Genomic DNA, 23,121 nt, shown 5'->3' on the forward strand with positions numbered 1-23,121 from the left:
GACGGCAGCAACGGACCCACCAGCTCCCACAACCCGTCAGGAACCAACCGCAGCGACAGATCAGCACTCACAAACAACAATGATGCCGCACGTCACGGCATCACCACATGAGACATCCCCTTAGGCATCATTCGCTAGGAGTGTACGAAGAGCGCGTAACGCTTTGGAAAGCTGACTCGCTGGACGAGGCAATTACTTTCGCAGAGTCTGAAGCGCTTGAGTATTGTGAAGTGCTGGAAGAAGTCGATTATGCCAACTTCGCTGAAGCGTTCGAAATGGTCGATGCTCCTGGCGAGGGGAGTGAAGTATTCTCCCTCATGCGAGAAAGTACCCTTTCTTCCGGCGAATATGTGAGCAGATTTTTTGACACCGGCGAGGAGCGAACGAGCTGACCCGACAGGCACCACGGGTGCCAAAACGGCAACAGCCGTCCACGCGGCCGACGGCGGCGGGGACGTAGCAGATCATGGCGTTTACCCTCTCGGGTTCCGGGTTTTGGTCGCCCCGCAGGGCGCCCAGGGTGTCGCCGGCCAACGGCCGGGCGGTCAGGCCGCTCGGCCGTTGGCCGGCTGATCTCACGGCCCATTCGAGCGGCTCGCGGCCGTCGCGCCATACGACGGCGGTGGTGCGATGCTTCGGCCGACCGGTGCCGTTCTTCTTCGCCGCTTCCCGGGCGGCGGTCAGTGCCTGACGCGCGAGGTCAACCCCACTCAGCTCCGGCTCGGCACTCACGCGATCACCGCCCCGGTGGTGGTGCCGCCGAGGGTACGGGCGGCGAGCGCCGGCAGCCGGTCCATCCAGGGCGCGGCCCCGGCCAGCTCGGCCCGGTGCCCCGCGGCGGCCTGTTCGCGCAGCTGCTCCAGGCGCACCGCCAGCAGGTGGTGGGCGACGCGGTCCCGGGCGGTGGTAGAGGCCTTCGTCGCGGCTGCGATCGCGGCCTCGCCGGTCGGGTTGTGCCGGAACCAGCGGCGACCCTGCTCGGTCCGGTAGGCCCTGTCCGCCTCCGTGTCGGCATCGTCGGTCCGGCCGAACGCGGCCAGCGCACTGGCCTCAGCCTGGTCGGCGATCTGCTGGACGGTGCTGCGGGCGGTGAGCGCGGCCGCGAGCTCCGCCCGCTCCTGGTCGTCGTCGAGGTCGGCCGGGTCGGAAATCTCCTGGAACTGCGCCCACTCGGCGGCGACCTTGCGGCCGATCGCCGTACGGACCCTGGTGTCGAGAGCCGCGACGTCCACGGCACTGGCCGACGAGGCGAGCATCCGACCGCGACCCTTGACAGGGACACGGCAACTCGCCACTGTGAGGACGCCCCGCAGTGCGGTCGGCCGATCCGAGCCACCTGTCAGAGGATCTTCATCGGCACCCTCTCCCCGGCACCGGCGGGCGCGCCGGACTGGTACGGCGTCGTACCCCCGCGACTCGCCCCGCTCCGTACGGAGCTGCGTGACGTGTTCGGTGGTCTCCTGGCTCGCGGGAACTGGCGGGTGCTTCTCCTGCCGGCCCCCGCGTCGGTGGGCGGGGCCGGGTGGGCGCACCGGCACCAGCGGCAAAGGGGCTCGTGTGTACGGACGGGCCCCTTCTCCGTGTCCGGCCTTGGCCGTCGTTCCGTCACCTCACTCCGTTCGGGGAGTGAGTCCCGTCCGGTCGCGGTACGGACAAGAGTCGTCCCGCTCCTGGCGCGCCCCCCGTGAATCGCGGGACTGCCCGCAGTGCCCGCGCGGGCCGCCCCCGGGGCGAGGACCGCTCGGGGCGCGAGCGGCCCGTGGTCGCCGGGTCCGGCGCGAACCCGCCGTTTCCCGATACCAGCGCGGTCGTTGTGCCTGCCGTGTGTGCCTGTTTCGGGGCACGGGAATCGCTGCAGGAGGTACCACATCGTGCTGAAGCACGTGGAACGCGAGGGCGTCCCTCTCGTTCTGACCCGGCGTACGGGCTCGGGCAGACCGCTTCTGATCGTGCCCGGCGTCATGTCCGACGCCGCCGCGTGGCAACCGGTCGTGGACGCACTCGACGTCTCAGGCTCGGTCTATGCGCTCAACCGGCGCGGAAGACGGCCCAGCGGCCCGCTCGGCCCGGACTACTCCCTCACGACCGAGATCGACGACGTGGCCCACGTGCTCGACGTGATCGTGGCCGACGAGGAGGCGGAGCGCGGAGTGGACCTGTTCGGTTGGAGCTTCGGCGGGCTCGTCGCGCTGGAGGCGGCTGCGAGGCACCCCGAGAACGTCCATTCACTCACCCTCTACGAACCGGTCGTGCGGCCGTTCGGCCACCAGGTGCTCGATGCCCTGAGGAAGGCGGAGGCGGACGAGGACCTGGACCGGGCCGTGGAGATCGTGAACCGGGACATGTCGGGGTTCTCCGCCGAGTACGTGGCACGGCTGCGCGGCAGCGACACCTGGGAGCTCCTCAGGCCCCTGGCCGCCCCTCTCCTGCGGGAGTTGACGGCCCTCAACGAATACCCCGTCGATCCGCGGACGCGGAGCACGCTCGATCTGCCCGTCACCCTGTTGCTCGGGGCCGAGAACGAAGGCGTTCCGCCCTACGGGGAAGCATTCGCCCGCTTCGCTTCGGCGTTGCCGCGCGCCCGGGTCACCGTCATGCCGGGGCAGGGGCATCTCGCGCACGCGCAGGACCCCCAGAGCCTGGCCCGCCACCTCGGGGAGGCACTCGCCAGCACCGCCCGCCGTCAGGGCGCGGACGCCTGTCCCCCGTGACCGTGCCGCGGTCCGTCGGCTCGGGGTCCTTGGCCGATCCGCGCGGAACCGCTCGTGTCCTCCTGGGGTTTCCGCGTCGAGGGCGACGCAGGCACCGGCGGGACGGGCAGCAACCCTGGCAGGGTGGCGTGCCAGAAGCGCTCCAGGACCCGGGCCGCCCTTTGGGCGGGGCCCCGTCGGCGTGCCAGGACCTGGATGCCCACCGTGATCACCACGACGCTGTCGGAGATCTCGTCGACGGTGACGCCAGGCGCGATGCTCCCGTCGCGCCCGGCGTCCTCCAGCAGCCGTTTCAGGAGGCCGGTGAACCGGCGGCCCAACGCCGGTACCTCTCCTTCCGCACGGTCACAGCTGACCTGGAAGCCGGCCCGCACGACCACGTCACGGGTGAGGACCTGGGCGAACCCGCAGGTCATCTCGACGATGGCGGTCAGGGTGGGCGCGGACTCGCGTACATGGGCGGCTGCCAGTTCGTCGAGCGCGCGCGCCGCCTCCTGCTCCAGCGCGGAGGCCAAGGCGTTTTTGTCGGCGAAGTGGAAGTAGATCGCGCCCGGGGAGAGGCCCGCCTCGGCGCTCACCCTGGCGATGGTCGCGGCGGTCAAGCCGCGCCGGTCGACCACCTGGGCCGCGGCGCGCAGGATGACGTCGCGTGTGCGGATAGCGCGTTGCTGTCTTGCCACAGAGGTCAATTTCCTCCGTTGTCGAGCCTGCGGGGCGATCGGTCCGGCAGGGGCGCCAAGGGGGAGCTGGGGCGGCCCGCGGCCGGAGCCGCCAGCACGGCCGCGCCGATCAGCAGCACCGCTCCGAGCGCCACCGGCCAGAGCTCACGTACCGGTTGCCCCGTCAAAGGCCCCAGTACGAGCGACCCGAGCACCTGCCCGCCGACCATCGCGAGTCCTGCCGCCAGGACACCGATGCGGCGTACGGTCAGCACCGCGGACAGCACCACCGCGCAGCCCAGCAGGCCGCCCGTGTAGTGCCACGGCGGGCCGGCGGCGGGGGGCGCCAGCCTGCCGAATGCCGCCAGCGCCGCCACGACGGTGACCATCAGGGCGCTTCCGGCGGCGAAGCTGAGCAGGACCGCCGGGTACGGGTGCTGTCTGGCGGCCTCGTCCACGCGACCGTTCACCGCCATCTGCCAGGACAGTGCGCAGCCGGCGAGGAAGGGCAGGACGGCGACTGCGAGCGTGCGCCCCGCGTCCGGTGTGGCCAGCACCGGAAGGGCCACGGCGCACACGGACAGCAGTCCGCCGGCCAGTCGGCGCCGCGTGGCCCGGTGCGCTCGGCCGGGGCCCAGGCCGAGATGGTCGACCAGCACCCCGCACAGTGTCTGGCCCGAGACGAGTGCGAGCGTGTAGGAGGCCGGCCCGAGCGTCGCCGCCGTGAGCGCCTGGGTCAGGACCATGCTGCCGCCGGCGAGACCACCGAGGCAGTGCCATGGGCGCAGGGTGCCGGACCGCAGCGCGGCGAGCAGGGCGGCGAAGGCGGGGCGGAGCGCCGTCGGGAAGAGTGCCGCAATGGCCACGACGCACAGGCTGAGCATGTTCGACCAGGTCGCCGCGGCCACGGAGCCGGCGTGTTCGCCGAGCCTGCCGTTGACCACGGACTCCAGAGCGAGTGCGACTCCACCGGCGAGGGCCCCGGCCAGCGGCAGGGCGGCGGAACGTGCCGCGCCCGATGCGGCCGCCGGCTCACCCGGCGGCCGGGGAGGTGGCACCGGGCCGGTCTCGTGCATCGGTTCGCGTGGTGTGGACGACAGCGGCATGGGCGCTCCGGGTGGGGGTCGGCGGGCGGCTCTGGGGCGGCGAGGGGTCGGCCGGGTGGCGACCAGGTCGTCCCGGTGCCGGCGCCCGGCGTGCTGCTCAGTCGTGCGGGGGGAAGGACGCGACGGCCCGCAGGATGTCGTCGCGTGAGACGTCGCAGTGGGTGACCATCCGGACCGCGGCGGCCGTGGGTACGGTGAGGACGCCGCGCTCCGCGAGGCGGGCGACGGCGTCCTGCGGGTCGTCCGCCGCGACCATCACGATGTTGGTCTGCGGGGTGTCGGCTTTCCACCCGCGGTCGGCGAGAGAGGCCGCGAGGAGCCGGGCGTGTTCGTGGTCCGCCGCGAGCCGGTCCGCGCGGGTCAAGGCCACCAGGCCGGCCGCCGCGAGGATTCCGCCCTGCCGGACGGCTCCTCCCAGCATCTTGCGGACGTGGCGTGCCCGCCGCACGAACTCCGTGCCTCCCGCCAGCACCGACCCCACGGGCGCGCCCAGCCCTTTGCTCAGGCATACCTGGACGGTGTCGGCACCGCGGGCCAGTTCCGCCGGCGGCACGCCGAGGGCGGTCGCGGCGTTCCACAGGCGGGCACCGTCGAGATGGACCAGCAGTCCCGCGTCGTGGGCGGCGTCGACCAGGCGGCGGTGCTGCTCCGGTGCGGTGACCGTGCCACCGGCGGCGCCGTGGGTGTTCTCCAGGCAGAGGAGCCGGTCGCGCAGGGCGTAGTAGGGTCCGCCGGCCGTGACGGCGCGGCGGATGTCGGACGGGTCCGGCACGCCGGGGCCGGCCGTCCAGGGCAGGGCGTGGGGCATGCCTCCGGCCAACCACGCGGCCGTGCCGGACTCCAGCTCCAGGATGTGGGCACGGTCCGGGGCGAGGAAGCGGTCTCCGCGTTCGAGGTGCACATACAGGGCGATCAGATTGCCCATCGACCCGCTGGGCACCCACAGCGCGTCCTCGGTGCCGAGAAGCCCGGAGACCTCGGCCTCCAGTGCCCGCATGGTGGGGTCGCCGTCGAGGACGTCGTCGCCGACCTCGGCGCGTGCCATGGCCTCGCGCATCCGCGCGTCGGGCCGGGTGACGGTGTCGGACCGAAGGTCGACCGGTGGTCCGGTGGGGGGTGTGGTCATCAATGCCTCCAGGAGGTGGGTGCCGAGCGCGGTGACGACCGCGGGGGCTACTCGGGGCGGGCGACGCGGTAGCGGGTCATCAGCAGGGCGGCGAGCACGCTGAATCCGGCGCCGATGAACATGACCGAGGACGGGCCGGACGTGTCCACGAACCATCCGCCGATCAGCGCGCCGAGGGCGATGGAGATGTTGAAGGCGCAGATGTACAGCGAGGTCGCGGCTTCGGGCGCCTGCGGGGCGCTGGCGAAGACGAGGGTCTGAAGGCAGACCGGCAGAGCCGTGTACGCGATGCCCCACACCAGCAGCAGGATGACCGTGCCGGGGTGCCAGCCGCCGTTGACCACCAGCAGGACGACGGCGGCGGCGAGCAGCAGGACGCAGCTGAGCGTCGTCGTACGGAGTGCGCGCGCCGCGGCGGCGCCGCCGCCGAAGTTGCCGACGACCCCGGCCACGCCGTACAGGAGCAGCAGGACGCTGACCCAGCGGGCCGGTATGCCCGCGTCCTGTTCGAGGAAGGGCGCGACGTAGGTGTAGGCGGCGAAGTGGCCGATCACCATGGCCGTCGTGACGAGGGTGGCGATCCGCAGGTTGCGGTCCTTCAGCAGCCGGGGCAGGTCGGCCAGGCGCACCACGGTGCGGGGTTCGAGGCGCGGCACGAACAGGGCCGCCGCGGTGAGGATCAGGAAGCCGATCCCGGAGATCACCCAGAACGCGGTCCGCCAGTCGGACTGGCCGATGAACGTACCGAAGGGCACGCCGACGACGGATGCGATGGAGATGCCGCTGAAGACGACCGCGGTGGCCCTGACGGCCTGCCGCGCCGGTACCAGGCGGATGGCGATGCTCGCGGCGATCGACCACATCACGCCGTGCGCGAAGCCGGTCAGCAGCCGCGAGACCATGAGGACGGCGTACGAGGACGACAGGGCGGTGAAGGCGTTGCCCGCGATGAAGATGCCGAGGACCAGCAGGAGCAGCAGGCGGCGGTCGAGCCGGCGGGTGGCCGCGGTCAGTACCGGCGCGAAGAGGCCGGCGATCGCGCCGTACAGGGTCACCGACAGGCCGACGGAGCCCTCGGAGACGCCGAGGTCGCGGCTCATCGCGGGCAGCAGGCCGATGGGGACCATCTCGGTGGTCGTGAAGGCGAAGACACCCATGCCCACGGCGACGACGGCGAGCCAACTGCGGACGGAGCCGAGGGGGCCTGGGGGCGGGGCTGGGCGGGCGGCACCGTTCGGGGCGGCCGTGCGGGGTGTGTCCGTGTCCGGACGGGAGGGGGGCGAGGGCGTCACAGGGATCTCCGGTCAGGCAGGTGTGCTGGTAGTGGTGGTCGGCGAAGGCGCGGACAGCAGTTCCGCGGCTCGCCGGAAGGGTTCGAGCGGGGGGAGGAACAGGACGGCGCCGGCGTGGCCGCCTTCGCGCAGCGTCGCGCCGAGATGGATCGCGGGGACGACGCCCGTTTCGGCGACGCGCGTCACGTCGATGCCGCACGGGACGCCGCGGTAGGCGAGTGCGGGGATGCGGTATTCGGGGTGTTCCCGCAGCGTGATGCGGTACATGCGTTCGGTGAGACGGATCATCCCGAGCGGCGTGCCGGCGGAATGGTCCTGCAGCGGCATGGCGGCCGCGGCGGCCATGCCGCCGAGGCCGATCGTCTCCGTGATCAGGCTCTCCCCGCCCACGTACGCCAGGTCGTCGGTGGTCCAGCCGTCGTAGAGCCGGCCGCGCAGGGTGGACACCGGTGGGAGGGGCGCGGTGAACCAGTGGTCGCCGAGGCCCGACACCCGCAACCCGAACTGCTTTTCGTTGAGGTTCATCGCGGTGACCAGCGTGCTGCCGGCGATCCCGGAGGCACTGTCGGCCGCGGCTTTGGCCGCCGCCATCGCGAGGTGCAGGAAGAGGTAGTCGGCCGAGCGCAGGTAGGCGGCCAGCGCCCGGTGGCGCGGCGCGACCCCGCTCGTGGACAAGTCCAGTACGGCGTCCAGCAGGATGTTCCGGAGCAGGGCCCCGGACGCCTTGTGCCGACTGTGCAGATCGTCGCCCATGGCCAGGGCGCGGCGGATGAGCGGGGTGAGCGGCAGCCCGCCCAGGTGGCCCAGCACTTCGGCGAGGGCGGGTGAGACGGCGTCGCAGACGTGCCGCAGCCGAGCGCCGACCCCCTCGTCCCAGACGCCGAAGGTGAGCGAGGCGCGATCGGCTCCCTCGTTCATCCGGCAGAACGCGCGTCGTCCGGAGGCGTCGTCGCGGACGACGACCACCGGCATCGAGGCGGTGCACACACCGGTGAGTGATCCGACGGTCGCGTGGTCGTGGGAAGCCCGCACCGTGATCGCGCCGTCGGCGAGCAGCGCGTCAGCCTCGGCCGCGTCGCGGGCGAGGCCCTCGTAGAGAGCGGCGCCGATGACGGCCCGGCGCTGGCCGCCCTCGTACTGCCCCCAGGGCAGGGGTGGTCCGGATACCAGGATCGTCCGGGGGGTCATGCCGGGGACGACCTCCCCGGCGGGGGCGACGGTCTCCAGGACCGGACGCGCCTCGGTGATGCGGGCGACAGCCCGGGTGTTCGCCGCGTCGCGCGCGGCGACCGCGCTGCCGGGGGCGGCGTCAGGGCGACCGGTCATCGCACGGTCTCCCCGGCGGTGGCGAGCGACGGCTCCGCGGTGTGGATCGTCGTACCCGCGCTCGCCGAGGCCGCGACATCGCCGAGGTCCTCGTGGAGGGGGCCGTCCAGGACGACGGAGACCGACCGGCCCCCGGAGTCGGACAGGTCACCGAGCAGGTCGCCGCGGTGCCGGCTGACGAGGACCGCGTGGCCCCGGGACGGAGCGTCCCTCGGAAGCGGCGGCAGGTCCGGCCACCGGCCCCGGTCGCTGACCCAGTGGACGGGCATGTCCGGTGCCGTCACGTCGGCGAGGAGGCCCCTGGGGTGTTCGAGGTAGACCTGTCTGGCGCGGCGGCGCGGCGGCGCGGTGTACGGCTCGTCCCCGAGCGCGAGGTCCAGCAGGGCGGCGTCCACGTCCATGCCCGTGGCCAAGCGCCACAGCCGGGTGATGGCATCGCCGGGCGGGCGCGCGGCAGCCTCCATGAGGACCACCCGCCCCTCGGCCGTCAGCCGGAACTCGGCGTGGCACATGCCGCTGCCGAACCGGACGACCCGCAGGAATTCGGCGTTGGCCCCGAGTAGCGACTCCTCCTGGGCCGGGGTCAGGTCCGGCGCGGGCGACGTGTGGCCGGTCTCGGTGAAGAACGACGTGCCGGATTCGTTGGTGTCCTTCGCCGTGATGCCCGTCCAGAGTGCCGCGCCGTCGCGCACCAGCGTTTCGACGGAGAACTCGCGGCCGGTGATCCGCTCCTCCAGAAGGAGGAGTTCGCCGGGGCCGTAGTCGGGCAGGAGCGGGGGTACGGCGTCCGGTCCGTGGACCGCTCGTACCCCCGAACTGGACATCCGTGAGGCCGGCTTGAGGACGGCGGGGTACACGTTCCAGTCGCCCGCCGGGGCGTCGGCGCCCGGCGCCAGCAAGGTCCAGCGGGGCGCCAGGCCGGGGGCGGCCAGGCGCTGAAGCACCTTGTTGCGGCAGACCGACGCCGCGTGCGTGCCGGGTCCGGGCAGCCCGAGCGTCTGGGCGAGGGCTCCGGCGGACTCCACGAACACCTCGCCGACGTTCAGCACGGCGCGCACGGACCGGTCCCGCAGCCAGGACGTGACGCCGTTCAGCAGGGTCTCGACCGAGGTGTCCGTGACGTGCCGGACGTCCTCGTCGGGGAGGCCCGAGAGCGGGTGTTCCGGGTCGCCGCGATGCCGCGCCAGCTCCTCGGCGGCCGTTTCGGGACCGAAGACGAACAGCGGGGTCAGGCCGCGCTGCTCAGCCGCGCCGAACAGGCGCAGGTGCTTGGCGAGCACGATCAGGTCGGTGATGACGATGACGGTGGGCCGCGGGCGGTCGGTCGCGAGTGGCGCGCCGTTGTCGCGGAAGGCGGTCATGGTTTCCCTCTGTCGGGGGCGGGGCGCAGCGGTGCCGCGCCCCGCACACGGTGGTGGTCAGGCGCTGAGGCGCTCGGCGGACAGGGCCAGCTCGTGGATGCGGCTGCCCTCGCGGGTACGCAGAACGACCCTGGGGTCCGGGCCGTCCGGGAACACTTGGAGGGTGCGCTCCTCGCTCCAGCCGGCGAGCCGGTACTCATGGTCGCCGAGGTGGACCAGCGCGAAGGCGCGGTCGTCGGAGAGCCGGAGCGCCATCCCGTCCCCGGCCTCCGTCAGGATCGCCGTCTCCCGGGGCTGCTCGGCGGAGAGCGGGGTGAAGTCCTCCCACAGGTGGAACGTGGCGGGGAGGGAGAAGCGGGTGGTGCCCAGTCGACGGCGTTCGTCGGCGGTCTGCGGGCACTCCTGCCGGTTGAAGAGGACCTCGCCGTCGCGGAAGTACTCCTGCCAGGTCTCCGGGAAGAGGGAGGCCAGGCCGGGGGTGACCAGGACGTCGATGACCAGGTGCACCCGGTGCTCGCTGCCGCTGTTCTGCACCCGGTGGGTTCGGCTGAAGTCGCCGAACCAGAAGTCGCCCGGCTGCCAGCGGTGTTCGGCGCCGTCCAGGACGAGCACGGCACCGGGGTTGGTGACCACCGGCACGTGCAGCCGTCCGACACCCCAGCGCGGCCCGTACTTGGGGTCGGTGTGGTCCATGCCGACGGTGTCGGGGCCGAGCGCCATGAACCGGACGGCGTGCAGGGGGGCGGGGATGGAATCCAGCACCTCGCGGACGTAGGGGATGCGGTCGAGCCACACGGTGTCCGCGAAGCTCTGCGGACCTGGGCCGCCCGGGTCGGTGCGGTCGCCGTCGCCACCGGGGCTGCGCAGGGCGAGGCAGCGCCAGTCCACCTCGGTGGCGGCGCCGACGCCGTCCTCCGTGTAGACGCGCTGCTGGTCCCAGGAGTGTGCGCGGAGAGAGGTGAGTTCGCGGAGCAGACGGGCGGCGTCGAACGTGGGCTTGAGCCGGACTCCTTCGGCCGGCATGGGCGGTGCGCCCCGGAGCGCTGCGGAAGTGGGCATGGGAGGTCACCTTCGTGGGTCGGGGGTACGGTCGGGCGGGTGCGGTGCCGGCTCAGGCGTGGGCGGCTGCGGCCACTTCGCGGGCGGTGCTGTCTTCCTGTAGCTGGTGCCAGCGTTCGAGCATGAAGAGCGTCCACAGCGCGTAGCTGTGCCCCGGTTGGAACGCGCGGACCGCCGAGCGCAGCGCGTCCGGGCGGAAGTAGCCGCGTTCCAGGGAGGCTTCGGACAGCAGCGTGTCCGTGATGGTGGAACGCAACTCCGTGCCGAGCCAGCTTTCCAGGGGCACGGCCAGTTCCTGCTTGCGGCGGTCCAGGACCTGCCGCGGCAGGTAGCGGGCGGCCACCCGCTTGAGCGGTACCTTCTCCCGCGCTCCGACGAGTTTGCGGGAGGCGGGGATACGCGTGACGTAGTCGATGAGCCGGTGGTCGAGCAGTGGACTGCGGGGTTCCACGGAGTGCGCCATCGACATGCGGTCGATCTTCACCAGCTGCGCGTCCGACAGCCAGAAGCCGCTGTCGACCTGCATGGCGCGGTCCAGATCCGGCACCGAGGGGTCGGTGCGGTCGAAGCGGGCCCGCAGGTAGTTCCGGGGGTGTCCGGGTATCCGCGCGGCGAAGTCCGCCGAGTACAGCTGGTTCTTGAGCGTGTGGGGTACACCGTCCACGAGAAGGCCCTCGTAGCGGTCGGCGAGGTCACCGCCGTCCGCCAGATCGCGCAGGCGCTGGTAGCGGCCGTAACCGCAGAAGATCTCGTCGGCCCCGTCGCCGGTCAGCACCACGGTGACGTGCTCTTTGGCCAGTTTGTACATGCAGGAGGCCGCGATGGCGGACGGGAAGGCGTACGGCTCACCCATGTGGGTCAGGATGGTGTCGACGGCTTCCTTCGCGTCCTGAGCGCCGATCCGGTACACGTGGTGGCGGGTTCCGCAGTGCTCGGCCACGGCGCGGGCGTGCACCGACTCGTCGAAAGCCGCGTGCTCGAAACCGACGGAGAACGTGTGGATGGGGCGGCCCAGCTGCCGGGTGGCCATCGCGACCACCAGACTGGAGTCGAGACCGCCACTGAGCATGGCGCCGAGTGGCACCTCCGACTCCAGGCGGTCCCGCACGGCCTGCTGGAGCAGGGCGTCCAACCGGTCGTCGATCTCGGCCTGCGGGGTGTCCGCGAGTTCGGCGGTGAACTCGAACAGCCAGTACCTGCGGCTGCGTTCGGGCCGGCCCGGTTCGAAGACCAAGGTGGTCGCCGGCTCCAGTCGGCGGACCTGCCGGTAGACGGTGTGCGGGGCCGGCACGACCCGGTAGCTGAGGTACTGGTCGATGGCGACGGGGTCGGTGTCCTCGCGGACGCCGGGGTGCAGCATCAGCGCGGGCAGCTCCGAGGCGAAGGCCACCGAGTCGGCGGTCGGCCTGGTGTAGAACAGCGGTTTCTTGCCCACCCGGTCGGTGGCGAGCACGAGCCTGCCGTCGCGGGTGTCGTACACGGCCACGGCGAACATGCCGTGGAGCCGTTCGACGAAGTGCTCTCCCAGCTCCTGGTACAGGTGCGGCAGTACCTGCGCGTCGCTGCCGCCGCGCACCTGGCGGCCCCGGGCGGCCAGGAAGGCACGCAGCTCCTTGTGGTTGTATATCTCGCCATTGAGGACGCACACGACGGTGCCGTCGTCACTGAAGACGGGCTGCGAGCCGTCGTGCAGCCCGATGATCTTCAGCCTGCACATGGCCAGGACGGCCTCGGGGGTGACATGGGTCCCCGTCTCGTCGGGGCCTCGGTGCGCCATCGCCGCACAGGCGTCGGAGGCGAAGGGGCTGTGGACGGGAGCGTGTCCCAGCGATACCGTTCCGGCGATTCCGCACACCGCTCAGCCCTCCTTCAGGTCGAGCCGCCGCTTGGCGTGGCCAGACCTCAGCCCGTCCGGCGGAACGGCCCTCACCCGGACCGGCCCGACGAGGCCGGATGCGATCATCTGTGCCACATCCGGAGCGAGTTGCTCCACCTTCGCCCGGACCGCCGTGATCTGCTCATCGCCCACCGGTTCCCCGACGACCCTGATCACCAGACCGCCCTCGTCGGCCGCTTCGAAGGGGCGGCCGGGAAAGACCTCGGCCATGATCCGGGTCAGGTCGTGGTTGCTGATCCTCTCGCCGTGCTTGAAGTCTCCGGAGAGACGCCCGTCGACGCGTTCGAAGGCGAATACCTCACGGCCTTCGTAGTGGATGCGGTGCAGACCGGTGACGGCGTCGCCGGTCACGTAGCGGATCGCGGGGAAGTAGCCGCGCGAGAAGGACGTCAGCAGGAGGGCCCCACTGCCTTCCTGCCGGGACGGAATCCGGTCGTCCTCCGTGAAGTCGGCCAACTGCTCGGGGTCGAGTACCTCGGGGACGATGTGGTCGTGGAAGTGGTAGAGACCGGTCTCGGCGCACGAATGGCCGATGGCTCCGATCTCGATGGAGCCGAACACGTCCAGGATGTCGGCCGGGCGGAGCCCGAACCTGCCGGCTACGTGGGCGCGCCAGGCGAGGGGCGCCACATCGCCGACCACCATGATCTTCCGCGGTCGGATGGCCAGGCCGGGGCGGGCCTGCAGGAGCCTGTCCAGGATCATCGGCATCGTGAAGAGCACATCCGGACGCAGGGCGTTCAGCGTCTCGACGTGTTCGTCCACGGGCCGGGTGAAGTCGATGTCGTGTGCCTCGAAGCCGAGTTCGAGGAACACGCGCCGGGCGGAAGCCGCGGCGTGGCCTGTGCCGAGGTCCGCGACGGCGACGGCGCCACGCGGGACCGACCGGGTGAACCCGCCTAACAGCGCGCGTCGTTGGGCGACGTAGGCGTCGTCGTCCGCCGGGGAGTAGAGGATGCGCTTGCGCTGTCCGCCGGAGGTTCCGGAGGTGTGGTAGGCGGACGCGTCCGCCAGCTGCGGGTGCTCCGCCGTGTAGTAGTGCGCGCCGAGGAGGCCGGTGCCGACGACGGGGAGGTCGGACAGGACTCCGGAGCCCAGCGCGCCGCGGCGCAGCAGCAGCTCGCGGTACCAGGGGAAGCGCTGGGCGTGTCCGGCCGCGAGGGCGGCCAGTTCCGCTTCCCGCGCGGGGGCTTGGGGCCGGGGTACGACGACGGTGTCGTAAGGCATGACGGGTCCTTTCGTCGGGTGGACGAGGAGAGCGGGCGGACTCAGCTCCAGCGCTGCGTCTCGCCGAAGAAGCCCGGTACGGACACCGCGAGGCCCTTGTCCATGGCCTGCCGGTAGAGGCGCTGGCCCACCGCGAGGTCAAGGATTCCGAGGCCGAAGGGTGAGAAGATCCGCACCCGGTCGGACGCCGGGGTGGTCTCGCCGCGCAGTACCTGGGCGAGGGTGCCGTCGATGAAGTCGCGGTGTCCGAGGAGTTGTTCGGCCAGGTGCGGTGAGGTGCCGGCGGTCAGGCAGTGGTCGATGTCGTCGACGATGTTCTGTGCTCCGGCCACGAGTTCCGGGCCGAGGTCCCGCAGCGAGATGTTGAGGACGATCTGGCCCGGGGCGAAGGTGTCCGTCCGGGTGACCCAGGGCTCGGGCGCGGTGGTGGCGAAGACGACGATGTCGGCGTCGGCGATCGCCCGCTCGAAGGAGTCCTCCTGCTCGGCCCGGTAACCGAGTTTGCCGACGCGGCGGGTGAGGGCGGAAGCATAGGAGGCGTCCCGGTCGTGGACGACGAAGCGGCCGACGGACCACGACCGCGCGGCGAAGAACTCGGCGATGTTGCGCGCGATGACCCCCGCGCCCACCAGGCATATCTTCTCCGCGACCGTTCCGCCGGCGAGTTCCTGGGCTCCGAGTACAGCGGAGGCCGCGGTGCGGGCGGAGCTGATCTGCGACGCCTCGAGGCAGGCGAAGGGGTAGCCCGTCTCGTAGTCGTTGAGCAGGAGGGTGGCGGAGGCGCGGGGGATGTTGCGCTCGATGTTGCCGGGATAGCTGGCGATCCACTTGATCCCCGAGACGCCGTAGTCGCCTCCGAGATGGGCGGGCAGCGCGATGATGCGGGCGTCCGGCTTGTCGGGGAAGCGCAGGAAGTAGCTTCTGGGGTTGACCGAATCGCCGTCGCCGTGGGTGAGGTAGGCGGATCGGACGGTCTCGACGATGTCGGGCCGGGAGTCGTCGATGAGGGTGCGCAGAACCGTGCCGCCCACCACGTGGAAGTCGAACATGCGGGGTTTTCCTTGTCTCGATCTTGGGTCCGAGCAGGAGGTCGTACGTCGTTCCGGGGGGTCCGGGCGGGTTCGCCGGACGCCGGTCACACGGCGACGGGACGGCGGCCGGAGTCGTGGAGGGCGTCCGCGCCGAAGGTGTCGGCCACCCAGAGGTCGTCGTAGATCGTCTTGGCGTAGCGATCGCCCATGTCCGGGGACACCGCCACGACACGGGAGCCCGCGGGGACGCGATCGGTGATCGCTTCCAGCGCGGCGAGCACGGAGCCGGTGGAGCCCCCGAGGGGCAGTCCGTGCTCACGAGCGAGGCGGCGGCACATGCGGACGGCGTCGCTCTCCTCCACCAGGACCACCTCGTCCACCTGGTCGGGTTGGCACAGTTCGGGGCGGCGACTGGTTCCGAGGCCGGGGATGTGACGGGGACCGGGCGGACCGCCGAAGGTCACCGATCCGGCGGTATCCACCGCGACGATCTTCGTCCACGGCGAGAACGCCCGGAAGTGACGCGTGCAGCCCATCAGGGTGCCCGTGGTGCCCGCGCCCACCAGCAGGACGTCGACGTGTCCGATGTTCTTCAGGATCGACGTGGCCGTCCGTCGCGCGTGGGCCTGCGCGTTGGCGACGTTGGCGTACTGGTTGAGCCAGACCAGGCCCGGGTCGGCCTCGGTCATCTCGCGGATGCGGGCGATCCGGGTGCCCAGGTAGCCGCCGTTCTGGTCCCGGCGTGTCACCTGGACTGTCTCGGCACCGAGAGCACGGATCAGGGCGAGGCTCTGGGGGGAGATGTTCGGGTCGGTCACGCAGGTGAAGCTGTACCCCCGGGAGGCCGCGATCACGGACAGGGCGATACCGAGACTGCCGGAGGAGGATTCGACGATCCTGCCTCCGGGCCAGAGCGTCCCCCTGCGTTCGGCGTCGTCGACCATGCCGAGCGCGGACTTGAGCTTCACCGACCCGGCGGGGTTCATCCCCTCCAGCTTCAGGAAGAGGTGGCTGTCCGGCAGGACGCCCTCCACTTCGAGGAAGACCTCGTCGGTGACGATGTCGCAGGCACGCTGGTAGATCATCGGTCCTCCTGCGGGCCGGTCGGCGTTGTACGGGGGACACCGTCGCCGGCCACGCTCCGCGGGTCCGCCCGGAGGCCGGCCAAGCGGCGGAGGAAGAGGGCTTCGGCGTGTGCCAGGGAGGCGATCTCGCGCGGGCTCACGCTCTCGTCGGAGCCGTGGATGTTCGACGGCGGATCCTCGACACCGCACAGGAGGATCTCGGCGTCCGGGTAGAGCGCCCGGAAGGCGGAGCAGACGGCGATCGAGCCGCCGGCCCCCACTTCGAGGGGAGTGGCACCGAAGGCGTCCCGCAGAGCGCCGCGCATCACTCCGTGGGCGTCACCACCGGTGTCGGCGAGGAAGGACGGGCCGCTGGTGACACGCCGGACGTCCAGGTGCGCGCCCCAGGGGGTCTGCTCCCGCAGGTGCGCGGCGAGTGCCTCGTGGGCCAGGGAGACGTCCGCGCCGGGCGGCGTGCGCACGCTGACCAGTGCCTTCGCGGAGGGCAGCAGCGCGGGGACCGCGTCGTCGAGGGGTGGGGACTGAATGGCGAGGACGGTGACGGCGGGCCGGGTCCACAGCCGGTCCGTGAGGTCGCCGTCACCGATGAGTTCGACGCCGTCCAGGAGACCGGCATCGGCCCGGAGGTCTTCCTCGGAGTACGCCGCGCGGTCCCCGGAGTCCGAGTGGCGCGCGGCCACTTCGGTGTACGGGCCGGGCACCCTGGGCGCGCCCCGGCTGTCGTGCAGCGTGGCCAGGAGGTGGATGAGAGCGGTCAGCGCATCCGGCACGGGGCCGCCGAACTGACCGGAGTGCAGTGTCCTGGACAGCGTGGAGAGAGTGATCTCCACGACGGCCATCCCCCGCAGGGAGGTGGTGAGGGTCGGGACGCCGGGCGCGACGTTCCCGGTGTCGGCGACGACGATCACGTCGGGCGCGACGAGGCCGGGGTGGGTGCGCAGCAGCTTCTCCAGGCTCCCGTCCCCGGGTTCCTCGCAGCCGTCGACGAGGACCACCAAGTCCAGGTCCGGGCCGCACGCGCCTGGCGGTGTCTTCTGGAGGGCGCGCAGCGCGGTGAGGTGCATGACGATGTTGCCCTTGCAGTCCGCGCTGCCGCGGCCGAACCAGCGTCCGTCCCGGTCGGTCAGTTCGAAGGGCGGTGTGCGCCAGGAGCTTTCGTCCTGGGCGGAGACGACGTCGTAGTGGGCGTAGAGCGCCACGCGGGGCGCACCCGGGGAGCCGGGCCGGTGGGCGTAGACCGTCTCGGGGCCGTCCTCGGTGGGAAGCAGGCGGGTCTCGGGGAAACCGGCGTCCGCGAGCAGGTCGGCGATCCGGCGGGCCGCGCGGCGGAACTGGTCGGGAGGCGAGGCCCCGACGACGGTGCGCAGCGCGACCAGTTCCGCGAGATCGTCGCGGGCTCTGGGTAGCAGGGAACGCACGGTCTCGGCGAGCGGAGATGAGGACATGGCTGTCTCCAGCGTGCGGGTGCGGGCGCTCATGCCGCGGCTGGCGTGGGGGCGAGCAGCGGAGCCAGCACCGCGAGGACTTCGCGGACGGCTTCCCGTGCCGCCCTGATCTGGGCGTCATGGGTGCTGGCGCCCAGGTGCGGGATCGCGAGGACGTTCGGGAGGCCCAGCAGCGGCGCCGGAGGGGGCGGTTCGGTGGAGAAGACGTCCAGCGCCGCGCCGGCCAGGTGTCCTTCCCGCAGCGCGTGTTCCAGGGCGGCCTCGTCCACGATGCCGCCCCGTGCGGCGTTGACCAGGTGGGCGGTGGGCCGCATCGATGCGAGTTCCCTCGCCCCGATGAGGCCGGCGGTCTCCGGTGTCTTCGGCAGATGCAGGGTCACGACGTCGCTGGTGGCGAGCAGTTCGTCGAGTTCGACGGAGAGGACGCCATCGGCGGTGCCGGCGTACGGGTCGTGTACGAGAATCCGCATGTCGAAGGCGGCCAACCGCCGTGCGACCTGCCGGCCGACCCGGCCGTAGCCGATGATGCCCGCCGTACGGCCCGCGAGTTCGACGCCGGTGAAGTCGGACCGGCGCCACTCGCCCCTTTCGAGCGAGCGTGCCGCGGTATGGACGTGGCGGGCCAGGGCCAGGATGAGGCCCACGGTCAGCTCCGCCACGCTCACGGTGTTGGAGTCGGGAGCGTTCACCACGGTGATGCCGCGGGCCGCGGCGGCGCTGGTGTCCACGTTGTCCAGACCGACACCGGCTCGGGCGACGACACGCAACCGGTGCGCGTGGCCGAGCGCTTCCGCGTCGACGCGGGTACCGCTGCGCACGATCAGGGCGTCCGCTTCCGAGAGAGCGGCGAAAAGGGCGGGACGGTCGTGGCCGTCGACCTGCCGGACGTCGCATAGGGCTTTGAGTTGGACGACGGCGTCGTCCGGGAGTACGTCACTCACGATCACGATCGGTGCGGGCACAGAACTCTCCCTTGGGGAGGTCGCGGACACAATGGGGATCGAGTAAGCCAAACGGTTGGTTTGTTTCTGGCACAAGCCTAACGGTTGGTTTGTATACGGGACAGGGTGCCTCCGGGGTGTCCTGCGTCACATTCGGGGTCGCCCGCCGACGGGCGGCGGCCCGGGACCGGACCGGATCAGGACCCGTCGGTGGCGACCATTCCCCGTCGCGGCGTCGCGGCGTCGCGACGGGGGGCGTGGCGGCCCTTCGGCCCGAGAGGGCGTCGCGATCAGCCCGGGGGCGTCGAGGCGGCGTGGACCGTTAGGACGCATTCGTACGCGACGGCACCGTTCTGCTCGGCCGCCACCCGCACCTCGAACGGGCCTGGGCCGCCCCGGGGTCCGGGGGTCCAGGCCCGCACAAGGCAGGGGGTGTCGAACTCGACGTACCGGTGGAAACGGTTGCGCATCGCGTGCACCAGCACCGCGCCGGGGCCGCCGAGGCTGTACGCCGCCTGCCTCGCCGCTTCCAGGAGGAGCATTCCCGGCACGTGGTCGGTGGGATGGTCGAAGAGAGTCGGGTGCGCCCGGTTGACGCGCAGCGGCCACGCCCCCTCGGCCCGGCCCGGCGCACCGTTGCTCCCCGACGCACCGCCGCTCCCCAGCGGCCGGCCGAGCACCACGTCGGCCTCGGCGGCCCTGCCCACCTCTCGCGGGGACACGGGTTCGGGTGGGGCGGGCGCGTGGACGGGCATGTCGGCGTACGAACCTCGCAGCCTCCTGTAGACGGAACCGCGCATGCAACTGAACACCATCCGGCCGTGTCCCATATACGTCGCGCCCCGGCTCAGTCCCACGTCCATGGTCATTCCGGCGAGCCGGTCCCCGTGCAGCGTCACGTCGGAGCAGTCGATGGCCAGTTCGACGTCGACGGGCCGGTCGTCGAGGCGGAGAGCGCTCGGGTCAAGGTCGATGCTCAGTTCGGTCATCAGGGTCGGGTGGTCCCGGGGCAGGTCGTAGAAGACATGGCTGACAAGAGAGGAAGTCTGGCGGATACTCTCGGCGGCCAGGAGGGGATCATGCCAGCGATCATCGATCGGTCCGTAGAAGCCGTGCCCGCGCGACCACTGGGCCCCCACCCTGAAGCGGTGTGCGGCCAGGCGTATCCAGCCATCGGTGAGCAATACCTCACCTATGGCGCGGCGGTGTACCAGGTGGCGCGAAGCGGTCCGCTCGAAGGCGAGTTGGACCGTGGGTTCGGAGGTGAGGGCGGACGTAGGGGTGAGGGCAACCGGCATGTCACGACTCCCGTCTGCGGTGCATCCCCAGGCGGCGCTCAGTGGCCGCCGGACCAGAGCAATAATACTTAACGTATGGTTTGTTTTTGAGTAACAATTCGGCCTCCTCAGGGGATTGAAATCTCCCGGAAACTAGGGAACAACAGGATGACGCGACAGGAACGAGCCATCGAAACGCGGCGGAAACTGCTGGTGGGGGCGGCCGAAGTCTTCGACGAGCGCGGTTACGCGGCTGCGAGCATCAACGAGATCCAGGAGCGCAGCGGCATCACGAAAGGAGCCATGTACTTCCACTTCAAGTCGAAGGAGGAGATCGCCAAGGGCGTCATGGCCGCCCAGACCGAAGCCTCCCTCGGAGCCCGCGACTCCTCCGCGTCGCCCATGCAGCAGGTCATCGACTTCACGCACGAGCTCGCGCATCGGCTCCGCACCGATGTCCTGTTCCGCGCGAGCATACGGCTCACCGTGGAGCAGCGGATGTTCCAGCCGGACGACTCCGGCATGTACAACTGGTGGCTGCGCGCCTTCGCCCGGGACCTCGCGCGCGCCCAGGGCGCCTCGGAACTCCGGGCGGAACTGGTTCCGGAGGACGTGGCGGCCAGCGTGGTGGGTTCCTTCACCGGTATCCAGATCCTCTCCTACGTCACGACGGGACACCGCGACCTCCACCAGCGCCTGACCCACTGGTGGCGGCAGATCCTCCCTGGCATCGTGACGCCGGAGGTCGTGGCCAAGGCCCTGCCCGAGGGATCACGCGACTTCGCGGAGCCCGTGGTCTGAGCCTCAAAGCCGCCCTCTCGGTCCAAGTCCCTCGGCCCCGCGCGCGAGTGCGCCTCGGCGCCACGCCGCTGCCGACGGTGCCGGGGTGCCGCCGCACGGCGACCTCTCCCACGCGGCTCGTCAGGCATCCGGAAATGCCGTGCCCCTCGTCTCCCAGGGGCACGGCACTGTGCCGAAGGCGTTCCGGAAGGGACCAGTCACTCAGCCGACTTGCGGGAACGATCGACTGCTTGGCTCTGACCTGGGGAAATGGCCTTTCGGTTATCTCCCTCTTCGCGCCTCTTGACGCAGCCGAAAGTCCCAGAGCGTTCCCACAAATCTCCGTGGGCGGTTCGGGTTGCCTCCCGCGCGACCTCCCGCAGGAGAGCGTGACGTACTCCTACTTCGCGGCTTAGCCTCGGGCTGTCACGAGGTGGGCTGTCCGAAGCATGATCGAGAAAGCGAGAAGTGCTCCTGACCTGGAACGATAGGACTTGTCGAGGGTCCAGATCGTGCCGTGGAAAGAAGCACTTCTCAGGTGAAGAACCTTATCGGGTCGTACCCGCGTGTCCGCATTGAGGGCGGCGGCCGGGCGGTGGTCTCCCAGGCCGGGGGCGTGCTGCTGGTCGAGACCGTCCGCAAGGCCGGTTTGGACACCGCGATATCAGCGGCGCTGTCGCCATGGCGGAAGGCTCGGGCGGTGCACGATCCGGGCAAGATTCTGATGGATGTGGCCCTCGCGGTCGCGCTGGGCGGGGACTGCCTTGCCGACGTGGGGACGCTGCGGGCCGAGCCGGCCGTGTTCGGCCCGGTGGCCTCCGACCCCACGGTCTCCCGGCTCATCGACACCCTGGCCGCGGCCGGCCCGAAGGCCCTGGCCGCGATCCGGTCGGCACGGGCCGAAGTGCGCAAGCGGGTATGGAAGTTGGCCGGAGCCTCCTCGCCGGACAGCACCGGGCAGGTGACCGTGGACCTGGACGGGGTGCTGGTGCTGGCCCACTCCGACAAGCAGGACGCCACCGCGACCTGGAAGAAGACCTTCGGACACCACCCACTGATGGGCTTCGTGGATCACGGATGCGGTGGCACCGGAGAGCCGGTGGCCGCCCTGCTGAGGCCCGGCAACGCGGGCAGCAACACCGCCGCCGACCACATCACCGCCACCCAGCTCGCCCTGGCCCAGCTGCCGAAACAGTACCGGCGTGGATGCCGCACGCTGATCCGCACCGACTCCGCCGGCGGCACCCACGAGTTCACCGCCTGGCTCGCCCAGCGCGGCAGGTGGCTGTCGTACCCGGTCGGCATGACCATCACGGACACCATCCACCAGGCTGTCGGCAGGGTTCCCGCCACGGCGTGGACCCCGGCCGTCGAACCCGACGGCGAGATCCGGCACGGAGCATGGGTCGCCGAACTCGACGGCGGAACACTCAAGGGCTGGCCGACAGGAATGCGGCTGATCGTCCGCAAAGAACGTCCGCACCCCGGAGCCCAGTTGCGGTTCACCGACGCCGACGGGCTGCGGCTCACCGCGTTCGCCACCAACACCACGGAGATTCCGGTCGCCGCACTCGAGCTGCGGCACCGGCAGCGGGCGCGGGCCGAGGACCGCATCCGGGCAGCCCGCGCCACCGGTCTGCGCAACCTGCCCCTGCACAAGACGGCACAGAACCGGATCTGGCTGGAGATCGTCCAGATCGCCCTGGAACTGCTGGCCTGGATGCCCATGCTCGCCCTGACCGGTGAGACCCGCAGGTGGGAACCCCGCCGCCTGAGACTCCGCCTCTTCTCCGCCGCCGCACAGATCATCACGACCGGCCGCCGCCGCCACCTGAGATTCGCACGCCACTGGCCTTGGACCGACGTCATCACGAACGCGATCGCGCGTCTCGAGGTGCTCCCGAACCCCGGCTGAGCAGCAGATCCACCCATCCCTGCGACAGAACGTTCCAACCCGGAGCAGTGGAACCCGGCGTCCACCCGACACGACACTCGGGCCCCCGGCCTGCCCAACTGCAGCCACAAGCAACGAAATGGGCCACCGACTCCGTCGGCGGCCCATCACGAAAGATCGAGGCTAACGGCATTGGCCGCAAAGGGCGCCGCATCCGTGCTCGGTGTTCAGCCAAGGTGAGCCACATAGTTCAGAGAAGGCGCGTTCCACCTGGACTCCGCCTGGCACCACGGCTGGGAGACCGTCGCCGCGCTGCTCGCCACCACCAAAGCCACCACGCGGTGACCGGCCGCACCCGCACCCGCCTGGACCGGGTGCGCGCCTCGGTCGGCATCGCCCAGTTCGCCCTCCAGCAGATCGAGGACGACCTGAGCGCCGACGACGTCGACGGCCCGGAGCTCGCCGCGATCCTGCGCGAGCTCCAGGAGGACGTCGACGTCCCCGGCGGCCTCGATCCGATGCTCGCGCAGCTGGTCACCGCCGCCGCGCGCCGGGCGGAGCAGACCAAACCCGACCGCGACGGTGACGCCTCCTGCCCCCTACGCGAGGCCGCCGCCCTGCTCACCGGCAACGCCGGGCAGCGCATGAACCGGGCTGCCCGCGCCCTCCACCCACAAGGAGATCTCACATGACCGAGCTGCCCTGCTACCCGCCGATGCCCGAGCGCAGCCTCGTGGTCCTCATCGGCCCCGCCGGTGCCGGGAAGACGACCCTGGCGAACACCTGGCCCGCCTCGCGGGTCCTGTCCCTGGACGCGCTGCGGGAAGCCGTCAGCGACGACTTCTCTGTCAAGTTCAGCGTGTTGAGCTAGCGTCGCGTCGTCGGCGCCCTGTGCACGCTGCGC

At 71.3% G+C, this 23,121-nt stretch carries 21 protein-coding genes; 6 read left to right on the forward strand and 15 right to left on the reverse strand.

Annotated features, from left to right (window positions below):
• Positions 1 to 140: 140 nt before the first annotated feature.
• Positions 141 to 392, forward strand: coding sequence for a hypothetical protein (locus tag ACFYPN_RS31610; protein WP_358763510.1), 252 nt, complete (start codon positions 141 to 143; stop codon positions 390 to 392).
• Between the two features lie 336 nt (positions 393 to 728).
• Here the strand turns inward: ACFYPN_RS31610 and ACFYPN_RS31615 are convergent, their stop codons facing one another.
• Positions 729 to 1,256, reverse strand: coding sequence for a hypothetical protein (locus ACFYPN_RS31615; RefSeq protein ID WP_358763511.1), 528 nt, complete (start codon positions 1,254 to 1,256; stop codon positions 729 to 731).
• A gap of 615 nt (positions 1,257 to 1,871) precedes the next feature.
• Between ACFYPN_RS31615 and ACFYPN_RS31620 the strand changes: the two genes are divergently transcribed.
• Positions 1,872 to 2,711: an alpha/beta hydrolase gene (locus ACFYPN_RS31620; RefSeq protein ID WP_358763513.1), complete on the forward strand. Its 840-nt coding sequence runs from the start codon at positions 1,872 to 1,874 to the stop codon at positions 2,709 to 2,711.
• On the opposite strand, the gene ACFYPN_RS31625 is transcribed toward ACFYPN_RS31620, so the two are convergent.
• From ACFYPN_RS31625 to ACFYPN_RS31690, 14 genes are all read right to left on the reverse strand, one after another.
• Positions 2,684 to 3,391, reverse strand: a complete 708-nt coding sequence (locus tag ACFYPN_RS31625; protein WP_358763515.1) for a ScbR family autoregulator-binding transcription factor — start codon at positions 3,389 to 3,391, stop codon at positions 2,684 to 2,686. The genes ACFYPN_RS31620 and ACFYPN_RS31625 overlap by 28 nt on opposite strands.
• A 5-nt stretch (positions 3,392 to 3,396) precedes the next feature.
• On the reverse strand, positions 3,397 to 4,476 hold the full coding sequence (locus ACFYPN_RS31630; protein ID WP_358763517.1) for a DMT family transporter: 1,080 nt from the start codon (positions 4,474 to 4,476) through the stop codon (positions 3,397 to 3,399).
• Between the two features lie 97 nt (positions 4,477 to 4,573).
• Entirely contained in the window at positions 4,574 to 5,602 is a 1,029-nt protein-coding gene (locus tag ACFYPN_RS31635; RefSeq protein ID WP_358763519.1) for a GntG family PLP-dependent aldolase, read from the reverse strand.
• Positions 5,603 to 5,649: 47 nt separating this feature from the next.
• A complete protein-coding gene (locus ACFYPN_RS31640; protein ID WP_358763520.1) occupies positions 5,650 to 6,894 on the reverse strand; it encodes an MFS transporter in 1,245 nt (414 codons plus the stop codon).
• 12 nt (positions 6,895 to 6,906) lie between these two features.
• Positions 6,907 to 8,220, reverse strand: a complete 1,314-nt coding sequence (locus ACFYPN_RS31645; protein WP_358763522.1) for a DUF1116 domain-containing protein — start codon at positions 8,218 to 8,220, stop codon at positions 6,907 to 6,909.
• Positions 8,217 to 9,581: an acetyl-CoA carboxylase biotin carboxylase subunit family protein gene (locus ACFYPN_RS31650; protein WP_389303047.1), complete on the reverse strand. Its 1,365-nt coding sequence runs from the start codon at positions 9,579 to 9,581 to the stop codon at positions 8,217 to 8,219. Before ACFYPN_RS31650 ends, ACFYPN_RS31645 begins: the two co-directional genes overlap by 4 nt.
• Before the next feature lie 57 nt (positions 9,582 to 9,638).
• Positions 9,639 to 10,640 (reverse strand): aspartyl/asparaginyl beta-hydroxylase domain-containing protein, encoded by a 1,002-nt coding sequence (locus tag ACFYPN_RS31655; protein WP_358763526.1) that lies wholly within the window; start codon positions 10,638 to 10,640, stop codon positions 9,639 to 9,641.
• A 52-nt stretch (positions 10,641 to 10,692) separates the two neighbouring features.
• Positions 10,693 to 12,495, reverse strand: coding sequence for an asparagine synthase (glutamine-hydrolyzing) (gene asnB, locus ACFYPN_RS31660; protein ID WP_389303051.1), 1,803 nt, complete (start codon positions 12,493 to 12,495; stop codon positions 10,693 to 10,695).
• Between the two features lie 3 nt (positions 12,496 to 12,498).
• Positions 12,499 to 13,764 carry a hypothetical protein gene (locus ACFYPN_RS31665; RefSeq protein ID WP_358763530.1) on the reverse strand — a complete coding sequence of 422 codons (1,266 nt, stop codon included), beginning with the start codon at positions 13,762 to 13,764 and terminating at the stop codon, positions 12,499 to 12,501.
• A gap of 41 nt (positions 13,765 to 13,805) precedes the next feature.
• Positions 13,806 to 14,813: a 2,3-diaminopropionate biosynthesis protein SbnB gene (gene sbnB / locus ACFYPN_RS31670; RefSeq protein WP_389303054.1), complete on the reverse strand. Its 1,008-nt coding sequence runs from the start codon at positions 14,811 to 14,813 to the stop codon at positions 13,806 to 13,808.
• An 86-nt stretch (positions 14,814 to 14,899) separates the two neighbouring features.
• Positions 14,900 to 15,880, reverse strand: coding sequence for a 2,3-diaminopropionate biosynthesis protein SbnA (gene sbnA / locus ACFYPN_RS31675; RefSeq protein WP_358763533.1), 981 nt, complete (start codon positions 15,878 to 15,880; stop codon positions 14,900 to 14,902).
• Positions 15,877 to 17,325, reverse strand: a complete 1,449-nt coding sequence (locus ACFYPN_RS31680) for a M20/M25/M40 family metallo-hydrolase (RefSeq protein WP_358763535.1) — start codon at positions 17,323 to 17,325, stop codon at positions 15,877 to 15,879. The genes sbnA and ACFYPN_RS31680 overlap by 4 nt, the downstream gene beginning before the upstream one ends.
• 29 nt (positions 17,326 to 17,354) lie before the next feature.
• On the reverse strand, positions 17,355 to 18,287 hold the full coding sequence (locus ACFYPN_RS31685; RefSeq protein ID WP_389303058.1) for a hydroxyacid dehydrogenase: 933 nt from the start codon (positions 18,285 to 18,287) through the stop codon (positions 17,355 to 17,357).
• Positions 18,288 to 18,556: 269 nt separating this feature from the next.
• Complete coding sequence (locus tag ACFYPN_RS31690) at positions 18,557 to 19,564, reverse strand: ScbA/BarX family gamma-butyrolactone biosynthesis protein (protein WP_358763539.1); 1,008 nt, start codon at positions 19,562 to 19,564, stop codon at positions 18,557 to 18,559.
• A gap of 147 nt (positions 19,565 to 19,711) precedes the next feature.
• Here ACFYPN_RS31690 and ACFYPN_RS31695 point away from each other — a divergent pair, with 147 nt between their 5' ends.
• The 4 genes from ACFYPN_RS31695 (at position 19,712) to ACFYPN_RS31710 (ending at position 23,088) form a co-directional block, all read left to right on the forward strand.
• Positions 19,712 to 20,344, forward strand: a complete 633-nt coding sequence (locus ACFYPN_RS31695; RefSeq protein WP_358763541.1) for a ScbR family autoregulator-binding transcription factor — start codon at positions 19,712 to 19,714, stop codon at positions 20,342 to 20,344.
• A 517-nt stretch (positions 20,345 to 20,861) separates the two neighbouring features.
• Positions 20,862 to 22,238 carry an IS1380 family transposase gene (locus tag ACFYPN_RS31700; RefSeq protein WP_389303063.1) on the forward strand — a complete coding sequence of 459 codons (1,377 nt, stop codon included), beginning with the start codon at positions 20,862 to 20,864 and terminating at the stop codon, positions 22,236 to 22,238.
• Between the two features lie 320 nt (positions 22,239 to 22,558).
• A complete protein-coding gene (locus tag ACFYPN_RS31705) occupies positions 22,559 to 22,909 on the forward strand; it encodes a hypothetical protein (RefSeq protein WP_389303065.1) in 351 nt (116 codons plus the stop codon).
• Complete coding sequence (locus tag ACFYPN_RS31710; protein ID WP_389303068.1) at positions 22,906 to 23,088, forward strand: hypothetical protein; 183 nt, start codon at positions 22,906 to 22,908, stop codon at positions 23,086 to 23,088. The genes ACFYPN_RS31705 and ACFYPN_RS31710 overlap by 4 nt, the downstream gene beginning before the upstream one ends.
• The last annotated feature ends 33 nt before the right edge of the window (positions 23,089 to 23,121 follow it).

The organism is Streptomyces sp. NPDC005576, from assembly GCF_042871745.1.
Classification (GTDB): Bacteria; Actinomycetota; Actinomycetes; order Streptomycetales; family Streptomycetaceae; genus Streptomyces.

What these genes read in the sequence shown, in the direction of transcription:
- ACFYPN_RS31615 (WP_358763511.1), bottom strand. Translation starts at nt 1,256, where the DNA reads ATGCTCGCCTCGTCGGCCAGTGCCGTGGACGTCGCGGCTCTCGACACC.
- ACFYPN_RS31665 (WP_358763530.1), bottom strand. Translation starts at nt 13,764, where the DNA reads ATGCCTTACGACACCGTCGTCGTACCCCGGCCCCAAGCCCCCGCGCGG.
- ACFYPN_RS31645 (WP_358763522.1), bottom strand. Translation starts at nt 8,220, where the DNA reads ATGACCGGTCGCCCTGACGCCGCCCCCGGCAGCGCGGTCGCCGCGCGC.
- ACFYPN_RS31635 (WP_358763519.1), bottom strand. Translation starts at nt 5,602, where the DNA reads ATGACCACACCCCCCACCGGACCACCGGTCGACCTTCGGTCCGACACC.
- ACFYPN_RS31690 (WP_358763539.1), bottom strand. Translation starts at nt 19,564, where the DNA reads ATGCCGGTTGCCCTCACCCCTACGTCCGCCCTCACCTCCGAACCCACG.
- ACFYPN_RS31710 (WP_389303068.1), top strand. Translation starts at nt 22,906, where the DNA reads ATGACCGAGCTGCCCTGCTACCCGCCGATGCCCGAGCGCAGCCTCGTG.
- sbnB (WP_389303054.1), bottom strand. Translation starts at nt 14,813, where the DNA reads ATGTTCGACTTCCACGTGGTGGGCGGCACGGTTCTGCGCACCCTCATC.
- ACFYPN_RS31680 (WP_358763535.1), bottom strand. Translation starts at nt 17,325, where the DNA reads ATGTCCTCATCTCCGCTCGCCGAGACCGTGCGTTCCCTGCTACCCAGA.
- ACFYPN_RS31630 (WP_358763517.1), bottom strand. Translation starts at nt 4,476, where the DNA reads ATGCCGCTGTCGTCCACACCACGCGAACCGATGCACGAGACCGGCCCG.
- ACFYPN_RS31650 (WP_389303047.1), bottom strand. Translation starts at nt 9,581, where the DNA reads ATGACCGCCTTCCGCGACAACGGCGCGCCACTCGCGACCGACCGCCCG.
- sbnA (WP_358763533.1), bottom strand. Translation starts at nt 15,880, where the DNA reads ATGATCTACCAGCGTGCCTGCGACATCGTCACCGACGAGGTCTTCCTC.
- ACFYPN_RS31695 (WP_358763541.1), top strand. Translation starts at nt 19,712, where the DNA reads ATGACGCGACAGGAACGAGCCATCGAAACGCGGCGGAAACTGCTGGTG.
- ACFYPN_RS31655 (WP_358763526.1), bottom strand. Translation starts at nt 10,640, where the DNA reads ATGCCCACTTCCGCAGCGCTCCGGGGCGCACCGCCCATGCCGGCCGAA.